General features: G+C 59.9%; 16 protein-coding genes, 14 pseudogenes and 1 other annotated feature. Of the genes and pseudogenes, 11 read left to right on the forward strand and 19 right to left on the reverse strand.

The features are described 5' to 3' along the window. Nucleotides 1-167: 167 nt before the first annotated feature. Nucleotides 168-539 (reverse strand): hypothetical protein, encoded by a 372-nt coding sequence (locus QFZ94_RS41120; RefSeq protein WP_429463789.1) that lies wholly within the window; start codon nt 537-539, stop codon nt 168-170. Here QFZ94_RS41120 and istB (QFZ94_RS41125) point away from each other — a divergent pair. From istB (QFZ94_RS41125) to QFZ94_RS41135, 3 pseudogenes are all read left to right on the forward strand, one after another. Further along, nucleotides 538-1,319: pseudogene (gene istB, locus QFZ94_RS41125) on the forward strand (IS21-like element helper ATPase IstB). The gene QFZ94_RS41120 and the pseudogene istB (QFZ94_RS41125) sit on opposite strands and share 2 nt — an antisense overlap. A gap of 102 nt (nt 1,320-1,421) precedes the next feature. Further along, a pseudogene (locus QFZ94_RS41130) lies at nt 1,422-2,004 on the forward strand (IS5 family transposase); the annotation flags it as partial. Nucleotides 2,005-2,154: 150 nt separating this feature from the next. Continuing rightward, nucleotides 2,155-2,338 (forward strand): annotated as a pseudogene (locus QFZ94_RS41135) (DDE-type integrase/transposase/recombinase); the annotation flags it as partial. 33 nt (nt 2,339-2,371) lie between these two features. On the opposite strand, the pseudogene QFZ94_RS41140 reads toward QFZ94_RS41135, so the two are convergent. Both QFZ94_RS41140 and QFZ94_RS41145 read right to left on the reverse strand, forming a co-directional pair. Continuing rightward, nucleotides 2,372-2,575: pseudogene (locus QFZ94_RS41140) on the reverse strand (transposase domain-containing protein); the annotation flags it as partial. Nucleotides 2,576-2,736: 161 nt separating this feature from the next. Next, a protein-coding gene (locus QFZ94_RS41145) for an IS3 family transposase (RefSeq protein WP_429458928.1) occupies nt 2,737-3,974 on the reverse strand; the annotation gives its coding sequence in 2 pieces (ribosomal slippage) (nt 2,737-3,671 and nt 3,671-3,974; 1,239 coding nt in all). Beyond that, nucleotides 3,568-3,684 (reverse strand) — a sequence feature (AL1L pseudoknot). It overlaps the preceding gene by 117 nt. 96 nt (nt 3,975-4,070) lie before the next feature. Between QFZ94_RS41145 and QFZ94_RS41150 the strand changes: the two genes are divergently transcribed. The 6 genes from QFZ94_RS41150 (at nt 4,071) to QFZ94_RS41175 (ending at nt 8,719) form a co-directional block, all read left to right on the forward strand. Then, nucleotides 4,071-5,327: a site-specific integrase gene (locus QFZ94_RS41150; RefSeq protein WP_429457814.1), complete on the forward strand. Its 1,257-nt coding sequence runs from the start codon at nt 4,071-4,073 to the stop codon at nt 5,325-5,327. Further along, nucleotides 5,324-5,974, forward strand: a complete 651-nt coding sequence (locus QFZ94_RS41155) for a tyrosine-type recombinase/integrase (RefSeq protein ID WP_429457816.1) — start codon at nt 5,324-5,326, stop codon at nt 5,972-5,974. Before QFZ94_RS41150 ends, QFZ94_RS41155 begins: the two co-directional genes overlap by 4 nt. Before the next feature lie 113 nt (nt 5,975-6,087). Then, a complete protein-coding gene (locus QFZ94_RS41160; protein ID WP_429457818.1) occupies nt 6,088-6,270 on the forward strand; it encodes a hypothetical protein in 183 nt (60 codons plus the stop codon). After that, nucleotides 6,267-6,899: a tyrosine-type recombinase/integrase gene (locus QFZ94_RS41165; protein WP_429463791.1), complete on the forward strand. Its 633-nt coding sequence runs from the start codon at nt 6,267-6,269 to the stop codon at nt 6,897-6,899. Before QFZ94_RS41160 ends, QFZ94_RS41165 begins: the two co-directional genes overlap by 4 nt. Before the next feature lie 60 nt (nt 6,900-6,959). After that, nucleotides 6,960-8,225: an IS256 family transposase gene (locus QFZ94_RS41170; protein WP_429455097.1), complete on the forward strand. Its 1,266-nt coding sequence runs from the start codon at nt 6,960-6,962 to the stop codon at nt 8,223-8,225. 26 nt (nt 8,226-8,251) lie between these two features. Beyond that, nucleotides 8,252-8,719, forward strand: a complete 468-nt coding sequence (locus QFZ94_RS41175) for a tyrosine-type recombinase/integrase (protein ID WP_429463793.1) — start codon at nt 8,252-8,254, stop codon at nt 8,717-8,719. An 80-nt stretch (nt 8,720-8,799) separates the two neighbouring features. On the opposite strand, the pseudogene QFZ94_RS41180 reads toward QFZ94_RS41175, so the two are convergent. The 7 genes and pseudogenes from QFZ94_RS41180 to tnpA all read right to left on the reverse strand — a co-directional run. Next, nucleotides 8,800-8,916 (reverse strand): annotated as a pseudogene (locus QFZ94_RS41180) (IS66 family transposase); the annotation flags it as partial. Between the two features lie 86 nt (nt 8,917-9,002). After that, nucleotides 9,003-9,791: an IS21-like element helper ATPase IstB gene (gene istB, locus QFZ94_RS41185; protein ID WP_429463794.1), complete on the reverse strand. Its 789-nt coding sequence runs from the start codon at nt 9,789-9,791 to the stop codon at nt 9,003-9,005. A 6-nt stretch (nt 9,792-9,797) separates the two neighbouring features. Further along, nucleotides 9,798-10,914, reverse strand: a pseudogene (locus QFZ94_RS41190) (Mu transposase domain-containing protein). A 241-nt stretch (nt 10,915-11,155) separates the two neighbouring features. Then, a pseudogene (gene tnpC / locus QFZ94_RS41195) lies at nt 11,156-12,424 on the reverse strand (IS66 family transposase); the annotation flags it as partial. 63 nt (nt 12,425-12,487) lie between these two features. Continuing rightward, the gene (locus QFZ94_RS41200) at nt 12,488-12,613 is read right to left on the reverse strand and encodes a hypothetical protein (protein ID WP_410853385.1); all 126 of its coding nucleotides are present in this window, start codon (nt 12,611-12,613) and stop codon (nt 12,488-12,490) included. A 37-nt stretch (nt 12,614-12,650) separates the two neighbouring features. Further along, nucleotides 12,651-12,827, reverse strand: a pseudogene (gene tnpB / locus QFZ94_RS41205) (IS66 family insertion sequence element accessory protein TnpB); the annotation flags it as partial. Continuing rightward, entirely contained in the window at nt 12,824-13,210 is a 387-nt protein-coding gene (gene tnpA, locus QFZ94_RS41210; RefSeq protein WP_429463767.1) for an IS66-like element accessory protein TnpA, read from the reverse strand. The pseudogene tnpB and the gene tnpA, both read right to left, overlap by 4 nt. Nucleotides 13,211-13,281: 71 nt before the next feature. Here tnpA and QFZ94_RS41215 point away from each other — a divergent pair. Continuing rightward, nucleotides 13,282-13,567 (forward strand): annotated as a pseudogene (locus QFZ94_RS41215) (DDE-type integrase/transposase/recombinase); the annotation flags it as partial. Nucleotides 13,568-13,600: 33 nt separating this feature from the next. On the opposite strand, the gene QFZ94_RS41220 reads toward QFZ94_RS41215, so the two are convergent. After that, a complete protein-coding gene (locus tag QFZ94_RS41220) occupies nt 13,601-14,536 on the reverse strand; it encodes a hypothetical protein (RefSeq protein ID WP_410853297.1) in 936 nt (311 codons plus the stop codon). Nucleotides 14,537-15,012: 476 nt separating this feature from the next. Here QFZ94_RS41220 and QFZ94_RS41225 point away from each other — a divergent pair. Then, nucleotides 15,013-15,102 (forward strand): annotated as a pseudogene (locus QFZ94_RS41225) (IS6 family transposase); the annotation flags it as partial. 145 nt (nt 15,103-15,247) lie between these two features. Here the strand turns inward: QFZ94_RS41225 and QFZ94_RS41230 are convergent. The 8 genes and pseudogenes from QFZ94_RS41230 to QFZ94_RS41265 all read right to left on the reverse strand — a co-directional run. Then, nucleotides 15,248-15,628: a type VI secretion system contractile sheath small subunit gene (locus QFZ94_RS41230; protein ID WP_429464307.1), complete on the reverse strand. Its 381-nt coding sequence runs from the start codon at nt 15,626-15,628 to the stop codon at nt 15,248-15,250. Nucleotides 15,629-15,680: 52 nt separating this feature from the next. Continuing rightward, a pseudogene (locus QFZ94_RS41235) lies at nt 15,681-16,587 on the reverse strand (IS5 family transposase); the annotation flags it as partial. A 47-nt stretch (nt 16,588-16,634) separates the two neighbouring features. Then, nucleotides 16,635-16,757: pseudogene (locus tag QFZ94_RS41240) on the reverse strand (type VI secretion system contractile sheath small subunit); the annotation flags it as partial. A 125-nt stretch (nt 16,758-16,882) separates the two neighbouring features. Next, nucleotides 16,883-17,044 carry a hypothetical protein gene (locus QFZ94_RS41245; RefSeq protein WP_410853016.1) on the reverse strand — a complete coding sequence of 54 codons (162 nt, stop codon included), beginning with the start codon at nt 17,042-17,044 and terminating at the stop codon, nt 16,883-16,885. A 199-nt stretch (nt 17,045-17,243) separates the two neighbouring features. Further along, on the reverse strand, nt 17,244-17,507 hold the full coding sequence (locus QFZ94_RS41250; protein WP_429463796.1) for a hypothetical protein: 264 nt from the start codon (nt 17,505-17,507) through the stop codon (nt 17,244-17,246). A 70-nt stretch (nt 17,508-17,577) separates the two neighbouring features. Beyond that, entirely contained in the window at nt 17,578-17,835 is a 258-nt protein-coding gene (locus QFZ94_RS41255; RefSeq protein WP_152855046.1) for a hypothetical protein, read from the reverse strand. 506 nt (nt 17,836-18,341) lie between these two features. Further along, a pseudogene (locus QFZ94_RS41260) lies at nt 18,342-18,458 on the reverse strand (IS3 family transposase); the annotation flags it as partial. A gap of 12 nt (nt 18,459-18,470) precedes the next feature. After that, a pseudogene (locus QFZ94_RS41265) lies at nt 18,471-18,953 on the reverse strand (transposase); the annotation flags it as partial. Nucleotides 18,954-18,957: the final 4 nt, after the last annotated feature.

Here is an 18,957-nt window from a genome sequence, read left to right on the forward strand (position 1 = left end):
AGGTAAGCACAATTTCCTATCATAGGCGCCCAAGTTATTATGACCTGATCAAATCGCCGAAAGTTGGCATATATGCCGGGCGTGCCATCCGGGCTCAGAGTTCATCCCAGATTTGCGGAAGTGTTTCAGCAGGTCGGCCAGGGAGGCTAAGACTTGGGTTGCCACAACTACCCCGCTTTTTGCAGCCCGGCAAGCCAGGCTCCCCGCTTGCCATGACTCGACATCAATTGCGCCGGACGACGCCGGAATACGACATCGCGCCTGGCGTTTTCATACGCTTCAGCGAAATCCTGCAACTTCTGGAATGCCTGATCGTAGGCGCTACCCGTTGTGCGTCGCAGGTGTGCATCGATGCTTGACCACGCCGTGTCTTCCTGTTCGAGAAGTAATGTGAGGTACCGTGTGCGTTCCTTACGACGGCGGGCCTCGGCCGACTGGCGTGCTTCCCGCTCCCTGCTTTCACGGATGGCACGATGAGAGGCGACCCGTGATTCGATTTCGGATATTCGACGGCGCCCGGGCAAATTCAATTGCAGCATGGGGCAGACTATTCCGTTCGCGTGTCTCAGACATCCGACCATCGAGAAGCTCACGAGTTGCGCCTGAGTGGCATGGCCCCCGCGCTCACCGAGCAGCAGGGACTCGCCGACATCGAAGCGATGAGCTTCGAGGAACGACTCGGCCTGCTCGTTGAGCGTGAATCCAGCGTACGCGAATCACGACAGACGACGGCGCGGCTGCGCCGCGCGAAACTGAAGTTCCCTGATGCCGTGCCCGAGGACATCGACTACCGCTCGGCTCGCGGACTCGACCGCAGCCTCATCGGGCAACTGCTGAGCGGCAACTGGGTTCGCGAACGCAACAGCACCGTAATCATCGGTGCCACCGGCCTTGGCAAGACCTGGCTGGCCTGTGCGCTGGCCAACCAGGCATGTCGTCAGGGCTTCTCGGCGCTGTATCTGAAGATGCCACGGCTCAATGAGGACCTCGCCATCGCTCACCGCAGCGGCCGATATGCGCGGCTGCTGGCCCAGTGGGCAAAGACAGACGTGCTGCTGATGGACGACTTCGCAATGGCACCGATGAGCGACGGTGCCGGGCGCGACCTGCTCGAGATACTTGATGACCGTCACGGGCATCGTTCAACGCTCGTGACAAGCCAGATTCCGGTTGAGAGCTGGCACGCCGCACTTGGCGATCCGACGCTTGCCGACGCGATTCTTGATCGGCTCGTGCACAACACTTACCGCATCAATCTCAGTGGCGAATCGATGCGCAAACGCAAAAAGAGTTTGACCGCCAATCCACAGTCAGAGTAAAAATCGAAAACCCCGCGTCGCTGCGCTCCGACTGTCCAGCTTCGCGCGAAACAACCGTCCACCTTCACGCGAAACGCGTGTCCAGCTTCCGCGAATTACGCAGGTCAGGTACTGCAGTCCAGCGGGATGAAGCTCAATAGCGGCACTATCGTGGACGCAACGCTGATCTCGGCGCCGGGTTCGACGAAGAATGAACAGAAGGCGCGGGACCCCGAAATGCATCAGACGGGCAAAGGCAAGCAGTGGCATTTCGGCATGATGCTGCACATCGGGCTCGATAGCCAAAGCGGCCTGGCGCATAGCGCTGTGGTCACGGCCGCCAACGTCCACGACAAACATCCGCTGCCAAGGTTGCTGCATGGTCAGGAGCAACGCGTCTACGGCGATAGCGCCTATGCGAGCCAGAAAGCGTTGATCCACAGCAAGGCGTCCCGGGCACGCGACTTCACCAACCAGCGAACCCGGCGTGGGTCAGGTCGATGAGGTAGCGCGTAGCAAGAATCGCAACAAGTCGAAGATCCGTGCCCGGGTTGAGCACGTGTTTGTTGTCGTGAAGCGCCTGAGGGGCTTTACGAAGGTGCGCTATCGCGGGCTGGCAAAGAATGCCAACCGCGCCTTCGTTGCACTGGCGCTGGCCAACGTCTATTTGTCGCGCAGGCGGCTGATGGCACAGGTGCGCCCGTAATGGGCGAAAAGCGGGGAAATCGCCCGCTTTTCGAGCCTGCAGGGGCTCACCGGAGCGAATGAGATTTGCTTTCACGGCGAAATGACCATTGAAGTATCGGCCAAACTCGAATTCCGCGGCTTGATCAGCGCAGCCTTACCGTGACAACGCCGCGCCGTTGACCGGGCGTGAAAGACGGTCGATTTCCGACTCAGCGCCAAGCGCGATGTGCCTGCAGCCACGGCCTTCTTCGGGAAGGCAATCAGGAGCGGCAACGATCACGCTGGACGGTTACGCCGTGTCTCATCGCGCGGTGCCCGAAATGAAGGCCGATGAGCTACTGCTCAAAGACAGTAAGCGGCCAGCAAACCCGTCTTGACGAATTGAGCTAAGCGACCGCAACTGTCGGCTGCCAGCGATGAGGCAGCAATGTTGCGACGTCGCTGGCCCTGTGGGTCGGCAATCGCGTGAGGACGTCCTTCAGATAGGCGTGCGGTTCGTGCCCATTGAGTTGTGCTGAGCGCAACAGGCTCATGATGGCGGCAGCGCGTCGGCCCGCTCGGAGTGAGCCGGCGAACAGCCAGTTGCGTCGATTATGCTGAGATCAGCATAATCGACGTTATGCGCACTTCAGGATTATGGGGAGAACAATCCGTCCCGCGAGTCTCCGCCGAGCTCCAAGGCGTCTAGAGAGCAGCGCCGAGGGGTTCTAACTGAACCGCCCCGGGTTTCCCGGAGACTATTTTGCTTGAGTCATGCCACGGCGGCAGACCCAGCGAGATTTGCATAATAAGCGGCTTCGGCCTGCGCGGGTGGAATGTTGCCGATGGGGCCGAAGAGCCGACGATTGTTGAACCAGTCCACCCATTCGAGCGTCGCCATTTCAACGGCCTGCAGATTGCGCCACGGTCCGAGGCGATGGATGACCTCTGCCTTGTACAAGCCGTTGATCGTTTCAGCCAGTGCGTTATCGTAGGAGTCGCCCACGCTGCCCACCGACGGCTCGATGCCCGCCTCGACCAGCCGATCCGTATAGCGGATCGATACGTATTGCACGCCGCGGTCGCTGTGATGGATCAGCCCGTCCTGCTGCGCCGGCTGTCGTTCGTACAAGGCCTGCTCCAGTGCGTCCAGAACGAAGTCCGTGCGCGCCGAGCTCGACACGCGCCAGCCGACAATGCGTCGGGCGAACACGTCGATGATGAACGCGACATAGACGAAGCCCTGCCAGCTCGATACATAGGTAAAATCTGAAACCCACAGCGCATTGGGCCGTTCGGCCGTGAATTGCCGCTTCACCAGATCCTTCGGGCACGGCGTCGAACCATCGCTCACTGTCGTACGTACCGTCTTGCCCCGCACCACGCCGCGCAGGCCCATCTGCTTCATCAGCCGCTCGACCGTGCAGCGCGCCACGACAATGCCTTCGCGCTTCAATTGCGTCCAGACCTTGTCTGCGCCATAGACCTGGAAGTTTTCTTCCCACGCGCGCCGGATCTCATCCTTGAGCATCCTGTCACGCTGGGCCCGCGGCGGCACCAGGTCAGGATTGGCGCGGCGAGCCACATGGGTGTAGTACGTCGACGGTGCGATTGGCAGCACCCTGCAGATCGGCTCGACCCCGTAGACGTGCCGGTGATCATCGATGAACGTGATCATCACTTCGGTCGGCGGTCGAGCTCCGCCTGTGCGAAATACGCTGACGCCTTGCGCAGGATTTCATTGACCTGCCGAAGCTCACGTACTTCCCGCTCCAGTTCCTTGAGCCGATCCTGCTCCTGCGTACTCGTGCCCGGGCGCAAACCCCGATCCCGCTCCTCCTTGCGCACCCAGCTACGCAGCGTCTCGCCCGAGCAGCCAAACTTCGCCGCAATCGACGCGATCACTTTCCATTGCGATTCCCGGTCGCCTTGATGTTCCAGCACCATTCGCACAGCCCGCTCACGCACTTCCGGCGAGTATCTTGGGGATTTCTTCTTCGTGTTTTCCATAGCTCCATTTTCTCAAGAAGTGGAGTCTCCGGAAAACCCGGGGCGGTTCAATCTGTGGTCTGATGAAGTTCCGCGAACCCGCCTGCGGAGACCATCATGTCCACCGATGCATGCCTGAAACGTCTCGCTCGCCGAGACTGGTTGATATACGGGCCGCTGAGCCAGTTCATCGATTCGTACATTGGTGAGCTGGAACGGCTACGTTATGCTCAAGGTACTATCGGAGCATATCTCCGATGTCTGGCTCATTTCAGTTATTGGATGAGGAGCCAGCGGCTATCTGCTTCCGACGTTGATGGGGCGCTTGTCGAACACTTTGTCCGGCATCACCTTCGAGTTTGTCGTTGCCCTGAACCCCGCCGATCCGTTGTGTCGGAGACACGCGCAGCGCTGCATCATCTTTTGGCATTGCCACTTTACGCGGATGTCGTGCCCGCGATCGCGCCAGGGCTGCTGGCAGACGAGTTGCACAACTTCCATGAGTATTTGCGCGACACGTGCGGCCTTGCTCCTTCGACGTGCGTCTATCGTGCTCGGCACCTCGAAGCATTTTTCGCTAGCCGCACGCCAGATGGGTTCGCTGCGTCCATCAATCTGACTACGCCGGCCGTCGACTCGTTTCTGACCAGCCTTGCCGGACAACACTGGAAACCCAGCTCACTCGGACTCGTCTGTACTAGTCTGCGAAGCTATCTGAGATTCCGTGCGTTGCAAGGTGACGATACTCGCCTTGCTGTTTTGACTTTGCCGGTGATCGCCAACTGGCCAAACCGGAAACCGCCGAAGGTACTCTCGGATATCCAGCTCGAGCATTTCCTGCAGGCCTTTGATCTCAACATCCCGTCCGGCATGCGCGACTATGCCATTGCTCGCTGCATTCTTGATCTTGGCCTGCGCGGAGACGAGGCCACCCGCCTGACACTTGACGCAATAGACTGGCGACGTGGCATCGTGACCTTACAGCACACCAAGAGCCACCGTGCGCAACGTATGCCGTTGCCTGAACAAGCGGGTGCTGCTTTAGCTCGATACCTGCGAGGGGGGCGGCCGCCAACCGACAGTCGATTTATATTTGTACGCCACCGGGCGCCGTTCGGCGTTCCGTTAAGCGTCGCGGCGATTCGCAGCGCTATGAATCGGGCGTTCGCACGCTGCAACCTGGACGATCAGTTCTGCAATACGCATGTGCTGCGGAGGTCAACCGCCACTCGTCTGCAGAGGGCGAACGTCTCGATCAAGGAGATCGCTGATCTGCTACGGCACCGGAGCTTGGACACGGCCCGCGTCTACGCTCGTGTGGATCTTGAACGCCTGCGCGAGGTTGCCCTGTCATGGCCGGGGAGCACGGCATGAACATCACCGGCGGTTGGGCCGCCCGTGTGGCGGCATATCTTGCGTATCGACGCAGCTTCGGCTTCGAACTAGCAATTGATGGCAGGCAGCTCGAATCCTTCGCCCGCTTCGCCGATCGGCGTCGCGCAGAGCATCTGACTCTGGATCTCGCGGCGGACTGGGCTCGCGATTCGAAGCGTGCCTCCTTGATTGGCTGGGCTCGCCGTATCGAAACACTGCGCGGCTTCGCCAAGTTCCAGATGCGTTCAGATCCCACAACGGTCATCCCACCGAGGAATTTGCTAGGTCGCGGACACCGTCGGCTGGTGCCACATATCTTTACTGAGCAGGAGATTCGAACGTTGCTGGCCGAAGCCAGCCTGCTTGGGCCACCTGGAGGTTTGCGCCCGGCAACGTGTTGCGCGTTGTTCGGCTTGCTGTTGACGACAGGATTGCGGATCTCCGAAGCGATTCACCTGACTGTTGCGGACGTCGATCTCGATGCTGGTGTTCTTAACGTCCGCAACTCCAAATGTCATCAGCATCGCTATGTCGCCATGCACGATACAGTCACCAGGCAGTTGCGGGAGTATGCCAACTTCCGGGACCGATTTGTCCCTGATCGATGTTCGGATCGCTTCTTCGGAGAGAAGGCGGTCAGCCGGTAACCCAACGCCAGATGTTGTACACGTTGCACGCAATATGTGAGAGGCAGCTCGGCTGGAAACCTCGCGGAGACTACCGTCGTCATCGTCTGCATGATCTACGACATACCTTCATCGTGCGCAGCGCGTTGCGCTTCTACCGAGAAGAGGAGGACATAGGGAGATGTCTGTCAGCATTGTCGATCTATGTAGGACACGCCAAGGTAGTCGATACCTATTGGTACTTTACTGGCATCCCTGAACTGATGAACATCGCGGGCGAACGCTTCCAACGCTACGCCGAAGGGGTTCCAGCATGAACAATACCCTGTTGGCTCGACCTGCCGAATTCGCCGCTTTGGTCCAGCGCTTCTTTACCGAGCGTCTGATGCAACAACAGGCTGCGAGCCCGGGAACCGTCGCGGCATATCGCGATGCATTCCGTCTTCTGCTCGGCTACGCCGAAGAACAATGCCGCAAATCAGCTGCACAACTTACGTTGCTCGACATCGACGCAGACCTCGTAGTTGGATTCCTCGCCTACCTCGAAGTGGAGCGCCACAACTCAGTACGAAGTCGTAACGCGAGGCTCGCCGCAATACGCGGGTTTGCGCAGTATATGGCGTCCCAGTGCCCGCAGGCTCTCTTTATCGCACAGCGTATTCTGGCCATCCCGATGAAGCGCTCCGACAAGCCAATGCTGGGATTCCTCACCCGTGACGAGGCAAAGGCGCTCCTGGATGCCCCTGATAGAGACACCTGGTATGGCAGGCGTGACAGGGCACTCCTCAAAGTGCTCTACAACACCGGTGCTCGGGTCTCAGAACTGACTGGCATCCATGTCAGCGATCTTGAGTTCGATGTCACTCCGAGCGTGCGCTTACGAGCTATTGTCGAATCTGGTGTACAGCGGGAGCGGCGGGAATTTGAGAAGGCGGTGGCGGTCTAGCGAGAATGTTGCTTGTCAAAGGCACAACCAGCGAACCCGAGAAGGCCGGACCCGACCACCATGAAGAAGATTACGCAAGAAGCGAACAGCAGTAAAGCGCAAACGAAAAGCGTGCTAGATGAGCTGATCCAGCAAGGCGCGCGGCAGATCATTCAGCAGGCAGTCGAGGTGGAACTGGCGACCATGCTCGAACAGTACAGCAACGTGAAGTCGATCGACGGCCGGCGTGCCGTGGTGCGCAACGGCTACCTGCCCGAGCGCGAGGTCGTCACAGCGATCGGTCCGGTGACGGTTCAGGTGCCGAAGGTGCGGGATCGTTCGGGCTCGGGCATCCGGTTCAATTCGACGATCGTGCCGCCGTACGTGCGCAAGTCCGCGCGCGTGTCGGCAGCGCTGCCGTGGCTGTACCTGCGAGGCATCTCGACGGGCGACATGAGCGAAGCCATGGGCATCATGCTGGGCGGCCAGGTCAGCGGCATGTCGCCGAACGTCGTGAGCCGGCTGAAGGCCCAATGGGCCGATGAGCATGAGCAGTGGAATCGGCGTGAGCTGTCGTCGGCGCGCTGGGTCTACTGGTGGGCCGACGGCATTCACACCGGTGTGCGCAGCGACGATTCCGACGGCCAGTGCCTGCTGGTGATCGTTGGCGTCAAACCGGACGGGACGAAGGAACGTGTGGCCATCGGTGACGGCTACCGGGAATCGAAGGCATCGTGGAGCGAACTGCTGCTCGATCTGAAGAAGCGCGGCCTGCCGTCGGGGCCACTGCTGGCCTGCGGCGATGGCGCGATGGGATTCTGGGCCGCGATGGAGGAAGTGTTCCCGCAGACGAAGCATCAGCGCTGCTGGTTTCACAAGATGGGTAACGTGCTCAATGCGCTGCCGAAATCGCAGCAGGCTCGAGGCAAGAAGGCGATGCAGGACATCTGGATGGCGGCCACGCGCGCTGATGCACTGGCCGCATTCAATCACTTCGTCGACGCGTACTCGGCAAAGTACCCGAAGGTCGCCGAAAAGCTGACGGAAGATCGTGACGAGCTGCTCGCGTTTTACGATTTCCCGGCTGAACACTGGCAGCATCTGCGCACCACGAACCCGATTGAATCGACCTTTGCGACGGTGCGCCATCGCACGAAACGCACGCGCAACTGTGTATCGCGCGCGACGTTCCTCGGGCTGGCGTTCAAGCTGATCGAGTCGGCCGAAGAATCGTGGCGGCGCATCCGCGCCCCGGAAAAGCTCACTTCGATGCTTGACGGGATGACGTTCAAGGATGGAGAACCGGTGACCGACAGCACACCGGCTCAGCAATCGCTAGCCGCCTGATTACGCCGAGACCGCATACACCAGATTTGACTTTAACTCTGCGCTTACACGGGAAAGGGCGCAAGCAACGGACAGTACCGATATGGAAGGATACGGCTGTCGAACTTCGGCGCTGGATCGAATATGCAGGCCTGCGCGCCGAACAACCTTTGCTACCTAACCGCTGGGGAAGATCGATGACGCGCTCGAACGCTGCGGAGCGGATTGCCGTCGCGGCAAACGCAGCCGCGACACGCTGTCCGTCGTTGATCGGGCGATCGATCTCGCCGCATACGCTTCGACATACGACCGCAATGCACCTGTTGCAGTCCGGCGTCGATATCACGGTCATTGCACTCTGGCTCGGACATGAGAGTCCTTCGACAACGCACGGTTACGTTGAAGCAGATCTCGCCATGAAGGAGCGTGCCCTGGCAGCGATTGCCCCACTGAAGACGCATCGATCCCGCTACCGGCCGCCAGACACGCTTCTAAAGTTTCTGGAGGCCCTTTGATTATGTGGAATCCTACGTGGCGAGCTCCGCCTGCTGTCCGGCTCGCCACACTTACCTGGCATAATCCCGAAGTGCGCATAAGCCCTCCCGATAGCCCACGGACGTATTTGGTTTTCGACCCAGTTGTTGTCTATGGGCACATGTCCGTCGTCGAGATAGCGCGTCAGCGCTTCCCAGCGTTTAAGGCTGTAATCCAGCTGTCACGGATCGGCGTAATCGAGCCGGGGATGATCGGCGTAATGAGGCCACCTGGAATGGCCCCGAAACGCGATTTCGAAGGGACTCAAGAATGCGTTTTTTTGCCTGATTTTGCAACCGCGTTTTCGCTGTTTTCGGGCATCGGTTTCGGCTTGCGGAAGCTTTCACCTTCTATGACGACACGGTAGGCGCCATGCCGTATCCGATCGAGCGTGGCAGCACCGAGGATGCGGTTGTCGGGGAACGCGTCGCCCCATTCGCTGAAGTCAAGATTCGACGTCAGGATCGTCGCCGCGCGCTCATACCTGGCGGCAATCAGATCGTGGAAGTCTTCGTCGTGGGGTGCACGCAGGGGTTTCAGCGCGAAGTCATCGACGATCAGCACCGGAACGCGCACGAACTGCTGGAGCTTGCGTTCATAGAGCTTAGTCGCCCGTGCTGCATGCAGCTTCTTGAGCAGTTCGGTTTGCGTGATGAACAGAACGTCGCGGCCCTGGCGTGCGGCGCAGTGGCCCAAGGCCTGCGCGAGATGCGACTTGCCGACGCCGGTTTGGCCGACCATCAGCACGCAGACCTTCTCGTCGATGTAGCGGCCGGTGGCGAGATCATGGATGTGAGCGCGGTTGAGTTTGGGCACGCGGTCGAAGTCGAAGTTCTCGAGGGTCTTGCCCAGGGAGAAGCCAGCGCGGGCGAGCCGCACGCCGAGCTTCTTCTGCTCTCGCCGTGCGACCTCGTCGTGCAACAGCATGGAGAGGAAATCCGTGTAGGCAAGTTGCCCGTCGATGGCCTGACGGTTGCGTTGCTCGAGCGAGTCGAGGATGCCCGAGAGGCGCAACTGCTTGAGGATCGTGTTCAGTTCTGGACATGGATTCATGGACGTTCAATGGATCAGAAGGGAATGGAGGTCACGGCCGAAGCGGCCGCCGTTCAGGTAGGTATCGGCAGACGTCGGCGCTGGTGCTGCAGTGGGCTGGCTGTCCAGACCCTTGTCGAGGATCGTCTTGACGGTGCGGTACCTGGGGCTGGCAAACACGAGCGCACGCTCGCACGCAGCCTCCAGCCGTTGATCGCCGACCTTCTCGCGAAGCCTCACGACGCCCTGCGCGCCGCGCAGGTTGACGAGCACCTTGTCGTTGAACATCGCGAGAACGAGCGCGTGGCAGGCTGGCCCGATATCCTTTGCCCGCGCCAGGCACCACTGTGGATCGTGCTCGAGCCACGCTTGCGCTTCAGGCGGCTGGTGGTCACGCACCGTGTGGCGATCGCCGGGCGTGCGCAGCCGCGGATGGGTCGCGACGAGTTCATGGCGGTGGAACACCTGTACGACCGTGTCGGTCGCCTTCAGCCACAACTGCTTGCCGACGAGAGTGAACGGCACCGAGTACAGTGCCTTCCTGTAGACGACGTGCCCGTCGGTATGCACCTTGACCTCGCACCATACGGCCAGCACTGGCGGCACATCGGGCAGTCCGGCGAGCAGCGGCTTCTCGATGGCGAAACGTGCAAGCGGCTGCTCGCGCGTCGTGCCGTGCTCGCGCGTGCCGGCCTGCTGCATCACCCAGTCGCGCAATTGACGGTAGCTGCGCTGCGTCCGCCGGAGCGAACTCCAGGATCGTCGTTGCTCTCGCGCCGCGCTCGGCCTTCAGGTGCAGCAGGAAGCGCCGCACTGCAGAATAGCTGCCCGTATAGCCGTGATTGCGCTGAAGCGCGTTGAAGATCGTCGTGCCCTGCACGTCGGCGTTAAACCAGCCGCGGACCAGATCGCGAAACGGTTCAATCGTGGAGACGCAGCTACGCGGCAGCTTCGGATTGTGTCCGAAGATCGCTGCCAGTTCGGCGTCGTCCGGCAAGGGCCGACCGGGATCGAGCCAGCCCCGAGCGAGCGCGATTTGCCTGACGGTCTTCAGCTTCCCACGCCCCATCAGGCGCGCGCTGGCAATGTCGCGGTCGGAATCACCCTGACGCATGCGCGCCAGTACCTGTCGATACTCAAACACTTCGAACCTCCTTCGACTCATCGGCCCTCCGGGCAAAAAGCCTGAAGGTACCGGGTTGCGGAAATTCGAAATGCGTTTCGGGCTGGCACCCGACAGAACACTGAGCCTGCTACGTGGCTCGATTACGCCGATCCTGCGGTGGCTCCAATACGCCGATCATCGAGTGGCCCGATTGCGGCGATCATCCGGTGGCTCGATTACGCCGATCCCGGAATGGCTCGAATATGCCGGTCAGTGACACCAGCGCTTTCGCAATCGCTGAACCTTCCGAAACCAGCTTGCGCTGCGCCACCATCCATTCATGAAGTGCGTCGCACACCGGTTTGGCCCGGCTCTGTCGAAGCCTGCGACGCTCTTCAGCTTCCAGTGTCTGCGCCTCGCGCTCGATGTCGTAAAGCGCAGCGAAGAATGGCAGCGCCAATACGGCGATCTGGCTGCTGTGATTGGCATGCAGATCGAAGAACCTGCGTCTCGCGTGCGCCGCACATCCGATTTCAGTGATTCCCTGCTGGAATCCAGCCTTGTACCCACTGTAGTCGTCGCACACCAGCTTGCCCTGCCAGCCAGCGAGGAACGCGCGGGCATGTTCGCCTGCCCGGCTCCCGGCGAAGTCGTAGACCACGGCGCGCAGCTCACTGTAGTGCGTCGGCGTATACGCCCACAGATACGCGCGATGTGTCTTGCCTTTGCCGGGACCGAGCATCTGTACCGGCGTCTCATCCGCATGCAGCACACCCTGCTGCAGGATTTCCTGATGCAGCGCGTCGACCAGCGGTTGTAGTTGCACGCCGCACGTACCGACCCATGCGCCCAATGTCGAGCGCGGTATCGCGACGCCCGCTCGCGCAAAGATCTGCTCCTGACGATACAGGGGAAGGTGGTCAGCGTACTTGGCAACCAGCACCGAAGCCAACAGTCCCGTGGTCGGGATGCCCTTGTCGATGACGTGTGCGGGCACCGGCGCCTGGATCAGCGTTTCGCAGTTCCTGCACACCCACTTGCCACGGATATGCCGCTCTACCGTGAACACACCCGGCGTGTAATCCAGTTTCTCGCTGATGTCCTCGCCGATGCGCACACGCTCGCAGCCGCACTGGCATACGGTGCCGTCAGGCTCGTGATGTATTTCTGTACGCGGCAACTGTGCAGGCAGCGATGCGCGTTTGGACTGTTGACGTGGCTCGTCGACTGGTGTTGCCGGCTGAAGCTGCTCGAGTTCCAGTTCGATAGCGGCGAGATCCGCGTCAATCGCCTCATCCAGCAGGTTCATCTGATCGCTGCTGAGCTGTTCGCTGCGCCGGCCGAACTGCTGGCGCCTGAGAATCGAGATCTCCTGGGTCAGCTGGTCGATACGGGTTTGTCGGTACTGCAGCTCCCGTTGCGTCTCGTCGACCTGCCTGGTCTTCTCGAGAATCTCCCGCTCCCTGTCCTCGACCTGGGCAATCAGCTGCGCGGCAAGCGCGCGTAATTGTTCCGGGCTGAGGGCGTTAAGATCGGCGGGCAGGTTCATGCAGACGAGTCTGCATGAACTTTGGAGACCGGGAAAGCGCCACCGTTTACGTCCTTGCGGGCGTCATACGACGCGAATCACGCCGTTAGGACCGATGCGCTGCCACGGCAAACCCACCACCAGACCTTCGAGCTGTTCCTGCGTGAGCGCATGATGCTTCGGTTCGCCTACCAGGGTGAGGCCACACAAACTGTCCCTCGTTCAGCCGTCGCGCTGCCAGCCAGATTCCAATCCCGTCGTGAACCAGTACCTTCAGACGGTTGGCCCGCCGGTTGGCAAACAGATAAGCATGATGTGGATGCGCGGCGCCGAATACGGTTATCACCCGGCCAAGTGCCGTATCGAAGCCGGCCCGCATGTCCAGCGGCTCGACCGCCAGCCACACCTGATCAATGCGGATCATGCGAGCCACTCACGCAGCCAGGCGGCGCATTGTGCTGCCTCTGATATCGGCGAGCTAATCGTTATCGACTGGTTCGCGCGACGCACCTCGACGCGGATCTCGGCCGGACGAACGTTCATCGTGTCGAGCGGCACCGGCACAAATGCCGGTGCCTGTGCCGACGGCACTGCCACATCGCTGCTCGCGACGGGCACCCGAGCATTCCCTTCGGCTTGTTCCACCCAACGTCGCAGCAGGTTTGCGCTCAGCCTGTGATCCAGGGCGATGGCCGCAAGCGATACACCCGGTCTTCGGCAGGCTGCCACCACCTGGGCTTTGAACTCGACGCTATATCGCCGGCGTCGACGCCTTCCAACCGGTGCCTCTTCTTCGATAGTGTTCACGTGTCCACCTATTTAAGTGCACACGATGCTCCCAAAACCTTCAACGCTACTCAAGACGGGATGGCCGGGCGCTTACCAAAGACACGACGCTGCGATCCTCAAAGTACTTGAACGACGTGATCGGGCAGGATCATCGTCACATCAAATCACAGCTGAACGTGATACTCGGTTTCAAACAGTTCCGGTACGCGGACAATCGCGATCTCGGGCTTCGAGCTGACCCGTCGTATTCGCAAAGGTCAGTCCGATCTGACGAACCTGCGCCTCAAAGATGCCACTGCGCCCGCTGTTTGGAAGGCAGTCCTTTCAGTTCGAAGAGGTGACGGTGGATACGCCAATTCTTTCGCTCGCCGCTGAAATTGCACCAGAGCCAGTTGCTGGGGGTCCAACTTAGACGTCGTCGGCGTAATCAATACCCGTGAGCACGCCCAGATGGGCAACCGTAGTGAAATGCGAGTCGTCGTTCGTATCCATGTCCAGCTCGCGCACATTGCCGCCCAGATCGGTCACGAAGGCACGGCGCCCTCGCCAATCCAAGCACACGCCAATCCCTTCCTTGAGTCCGCGCGCAACCACTTCACGATTAACCAGTCCCAACGTTGTGATCCTTGCGCGGTTCAGCGTATTTCCGTCGTCCGCATCGTCGCCGCGATCTGTCCAATAGAGCATCGCGTCGTGGTGGTCGATATCGAGATCAATAGGCTCCGGCAATTTGTCAAGCAAACATTCGACGTCTGAGCGTCTATCGGGAGCCGCATTTGCCGGTAGGTCAATGCCTGCCCTAAAGATGCGCCCCTGTCCGCCATCCGGAGGACCCTTCTGTGACCAGTAAATGTGTCCGTTTGTCTTATCCAGCGCAATGCCTACACAGTGGCGGGTTGCGTCAGCCGTATCTTCCGGGAAATTCCCAGTCCGCACGAGCTCCGTGACCTGACTGCCATCCAGCCGCGCACGCATGACTCGCATGCCTTCACGATCGCACCAGTACAGATGACCGGCTTCCTTGTCCAGCGCCAGTTCCTTCGGGGTTCCTGCCTTTCCCGAAGGCACGAGCACCCGATGCTCACTACCGTCTAGCTTCGAGCATTCGATCGTGCCATCGTTCGGTGGAAGTCCAGAGAGCATCGCATCGCCGTTGATTAGATGAATGCCGCTGCCCATGTTGCTCCAGTATAACAACTGGTCTTCGGCGTCCACCTTTATGCCGTCGGGCGTGTTCGTCAGGTCTGCGATAACGATTTCGTGCGAACCGTCCGGGGATAAGGCGATGATTGCCGGGGGACGTGCCTGGATGACATACAGCGTACCGCCATCACGTGTAGCCACAGTGCGACCTCCGTCGAGTCTGCAATATACGTTGTCAGGGTGGCAGCAGCGGTGTGCCGCACTGCCACTACCGAACGGTTTGTCACAAAAGCCCTCGGGTTACGCGATGACGTGAAAAGCGTCAATCCCGCCTTTTGAACCTGCGACAGATGCCGCGTTTGCCGAACCACCCATCGGGGAAGCGGGACGTTCCGGAGCCGGTGGTCACCGGCAGATGCATCATATGCTCGATAACGTTCAGCCACAACTGACTCCCGTGAGCCCAGAATTTCGATCCAATCTTTACTACGTGGTTGGATGCACTGCTCCCCGAGCAGAGGATGCCGGCAATCACGTCGGACTTGCCGGCCCGGTTCGGACGGACGGATTTCCGCGAGAACGTCCCCCCGCATGCGATCGCACATCGACGAGCTGGACACTCGTATGGCTGGGGCAGGCTCTGTCAGGTTGACGCAGGAGCGGGGTAGAATGAAGCGATGAAGAAAAGAAAGCCGCTTTATCACGGTCACCGCTTCCCTGCCTTCGTCATCAGCTGCGCGGTTCGCTGGTATTTCCGGTTCAGCCTCCCAGCGTGCAAAGACGGCGCGGCGCAAGCGGGGCACCATCGAATAGGCTTCGTCGCCCGGTTCGATTCGCGCCGCCCCAATCAGCTGGTCGAGTAGCGAACGATCTGCGTCCCACACGGGCACGATTGTCGTTGCGCGCAGCATGTCACTCATGTGTTACCCCGGTGGTTTTGCCATTCGATTCAGGTCTCTTGTTTTCAATGCCGAGTTCACCCATCAGACGCGTGCGCGCTTTCTCGTCTACTATCAACGCCTGGACACGCTTGCGGAAATGAGGGTTGTTGCCGAGCGGGCCCTTCGGCGCTTTGAGCGCATCGCGCAACGCGATCATCTGGCACAACTCCGGTACTTTCTGTACGACTGCGTCAGGAGAGAAATCGTGGATGGACTCAAATTCCAGATTCACTGTGAGCTGCGCGTCCGGACCCGGATTCGCCTCTAGGGCTTCGCTGAAGAAGCCATCGTTTTCGCAAACAGCTTGATGCTGAATTTCGGAACGCGAGATGAGCGATGCGACTGGTTCGATTTTCTGGCCATGAAGGGCCTTGCAAGCGGGTCTCTCGACCCACTTTGGCTGCTCATGGACGCACCTGTGCCATCAGCCGCGTGCGGCTCATGTAGATGTTGGCAAGCGCGAGTACAGAAGGCGCGCGTGGCGTTCTTCGCGAGGCCGCGATAGCGCACCTTGCCAAAACCCCACAGCCGCTTGACCACCGCAAAGAGGTGTTCAACCCGGGCACGAATCTTCGACTTGTTGCGGTTTTTCGAACGCCTAGCTTCATCGACTTCACCACTGCGATTGCGTACACGCTGGTTGGTTAAGTCCTTCGCTTTCTTCGCCTTGCTGGTGATGAGTTTCTTTTGGCTCGCATAGGCGCTGTCGCCGTACACACGCCGCTCGTCGCCGTGCAGCGGCGCCGGCAGCGGATGCTTGTCATGCACGTTCGCCGCCGTCACTACCGTGCTGTGTGCCAGACCCGTCTGGCTATCCACACCGATGTGAAGCTTCATGCCAAAGTACCACTGCTGGCCCTTCCTCGTCTGATGCATTTCGGGGTCTCGCGCCTTGTCCGCATTCTTTGTGGAACTGGGCGCACCGATGATGGTGGCATCCACAATCGTGCCGGTGCCTACCTTCAGTCCGCGCCCTTGCAGCACCTCGCCGACCCTCGCGAACAATTGCTCGCCGAGCTTGTTGCGCTCCAGCCGCCGCCGGAACTTCAAGAGCGTCGTACCATCGCGAACGCGCTCGCGTCCCAGGTCAACCCCGACGAATCGCCGCAATGCGGTGCTATCCAGCAGCGCTTCCTCGCAGGCTTCGTCGGCCATGTCGAACCAGTGCTGCACAAAGTGCATGCGCAGCATGCGCTCCAGACCCACCGGTGGGCGACCGCCTTGACCCTTCGGATAGTACGGCTCGACAACCTCGCACAGTTGCGCCCACGGCACGATCTGATCCAACGTCTCAAGGAATTGTCCTTGTCGACGTTGATCGACTTCATGTCTTTAATCGCTGTAGCGTCGTCGCGCAAAGTGAAGTCGCCCACCACAAGCAATTTAAGCGGCAGCTCAACTTCTTCCCTTGATTCTCCGGTGACCGGTCGATAAACGATATTGACCCGCTCCTTGGGAGCGGTTGAACTTTCATATGCCATATCTAACTCCGAAAAAAGCTAGCCGGTGTGGAGGTGCGAGACAGCATGCCCTTTTTCTGTCCACGTCTTCACCGTCGCGTTGTGCGCTAGACCTTTGACAAACCGGTATTCGGTTTTGGCAGAGTTTAGATGCGGAACGAATGTGCCGCCATGCTGCTTGTTCCGGTCGAAGGACCCGGCAGCGCATCAGAATCGGATTGCATTCCGATGTAAAGGACGGTTTCCGAGATTTCCTGCGGAGCCAAGCCATCCACGTTCGTCAGCACCAGCGCGATCGAATCGCTCACATCCTGCGGAATCGGCTGGTCTCAGGCCCGCTTCATACTCCGGCCAGTTCGTCACACGATGCGCCATCTTCGGGATGTGGTGCCGACGAGCGGCGTTGTGCTTATGCGGCATGCGTCTATTCAGAGAGAACGGGAACGTCATCTTATTACCCCTATCTTTCATCGACCTATCTATGCACCAACGCCCATTTGATCGCTTTCACTTGCCAGTTTCGCCATGACTCTCGCCGGGCGGCTCGGCACCGTGCGCACGGATCGCGGCAATCAGCTCGGCCGGCGTGATCTCATAGCGCACCTCGCGCTGAGTCCCGGGTTTGCGCTGGTCGACGTCGATCAGGACCAGGCTTTTGCCGTCGGGCGCAGCTTCGAGTCGCACTGTGCGCCTCACGCTCGCGGTCAGCGCGTCGCTGTCAGTCAGCAGATGGACGGCGCCGTGCGCGCCATTGTGTGTGGGGGGGGTCATCGGACCAGGCTCCTGAAAAGACTCACCGGTGATACCTGCAAAAGCTCACCGTCCGAATCGGACGGCGCGTTCAGTCGAGGTCGAACAATGCCCGGTCTGCCGGCCGGGTGAGAGCCTCATCCATCATTTGCCGAAAGTCGGCTTCGTCCATTTCTCCGCGCTCAACTCGCCGCAAGACGGCCTCACCCACGAGCGCAAGCTTTCGTGCCTGGTCGGCTTTGCTCTCCTTGTATGCCTTGCGGCGCGCCTTGTCGGAAGCTTTTCGTGCCTCTTTCAGGGCGCTCAGCTTTTGCTCCGTCGCCGCTAGACGGTCTTTCAGCAATGTCATCAGTTGCTCCTTACACGTCCAACCATTCTAATCGCACACGATTTGACACGCGCTATTGACACCGCAGCCCTTGATCTGCCGCAAGGAGCACCTTCATTACGTCCTTCTTGTCACACGCACCCTGTATCGTGCAGGAATAGGACATTCCGTGAGGAATAGGTAGCCATGCCGAAAATCGATGCAGGATCCCGTCCGGCGGCACTAGATGTCGCATTAGTTCCTACGGCCGCTGGCGATGCCATTAGCGCTCCCGTTGACTCCGCTCCCCCCGCAACCATCGTGCAGACCATACTTCTCCCACTAACGCGGTTGGTGTGTGGCCGACCGAGCTGGCGCACGACAGGCGCTGCGTTACAGGGAGGCAACTCGGTTGCAGCGTCATTGGAAGCAGCCGAGGCGCGATCTGCGGTGCCGGCATTGACGCGCCAATTGTACCTTGAACATCTCTTCTTTCCTTCCTTTGGGTCGAGTTTAAGCACGACCTGCTGGAAGGCGAAATTTCAGGGGAAGCTCACTTCGATGTATTCGAACAAGTCCGCTGCGGCTTCGCGATGCGTGCGATAGCGCGCTGCATGAACCCGTTCATTTTTCAGGCTGTTGAAGAAGCTCTCCGTCGGCGGGTTGACGCTCCTATGTCAAGAAGCGCGGGCCGAATCGGCCAAGTCGGCCAGAATGAGCGGGTACAACTCCCTGACGATATAGCGCTTCAGGCAGCGGTGAATTTCCTTGTTCGACATGCCTTCCTTGGTTCGTCGCTCGACGTACGCCCGGGTTCTCGGATCACTGCGCATGCGCACCATGGCGATGGTCCACAGGGCGTTGTTTGCAGCACGGTCGCCTCCGCGGTTCAGGCGATGCCGGACCGTTTTGCCAGAGGATGCTTGCAATGGGCTCGTGCCACAAAGCGCGGCGAGTGCAGCATCGCTTTTCAAGCGTTCCGGATTGTCGCCTGCAACGGCAACAAGCACAGCCGCCGTTTGAGGCCCAACGCCGAATCGTTCTCGAAGCCGTCTGGCATGCTTGAGGGTCAGGCGTTCGAGCATCGCGTCGAGCGTCTTGAGCTCTTCCGCGAGCGCGAGGTAGCGCTTTGCCAGCAAGCGCAACGTGGTTGCCAGAGTGAAC

The sequence above is a fragment of the Paraburkholderia sp. JPY465 genome (assembly GCF_050436725.1).
GTDB lineage: Bacteria > Pseudomonadota > Gammaproteobacteria > Burkholderiales > Burkholderiaceae > Paraburkholderia > Paraburkholderia youngii.

Bases quoted from the DNA above. Each gene is read 5' to 3' on its own strand.
- QFZ94_RS41150 (WP_429457814.1), top strand. From the start codon at position 4,071: ATGTCCACCGATGCATGCCTGAAACGTCTCGCTCGCCGAGACTGGTTG.
- QFZ94_RS41170 (WP_429455097.1), top strand. From the start codon at position 6,960: ATGAAGAAGATTACGCAAGAAGCGAACAGCAGTAAAGCGCAAACGAAA.
- QFZ94_RS41155 (WP_429457816.1), top strand. From the start codon at position 5,324: ATGAACATCACCGGCGGTTGGGCCGCCCGTGTGGCGGCATATCTTGCG.
- istB (WP_429463794.1), bottom strand. From the start codon at position 9,791: ATGAATCCATGTCCAGAACTGAACACGATCCTCAAGCAGTTGCGCCTC.
- QFZ94_RS41255 (WP_152855046.1), bottom strand. From the start codon at position 17,835: ATGACATTGCTGAAAGACCGTCTAGCGGCGACGGAGCAAAAGCTGAGC.
- QFZ94_RS41250 (WP_429463796.1), bottom strand. From the start codon at position 17,507: ATGACCCCCCCCACACACAATGGCGCGCACGGCGCCGTCCATCTGCTG.
- QFZ94_RS41165 (WP_429463791.1), top strand. From the start codon at position 6,267: ATGAACAATACCCTGTTGGCTCGACCTGCCGAATTCGCCGCTTTGGTC.
- QFZ94_RS41120 (WP_429463789.1), bottom strand. From the start codon at position 539: ATGCTGCAATTGAATTTGCCCGGGCGCCGTCGAATATCCGAAATCGAA.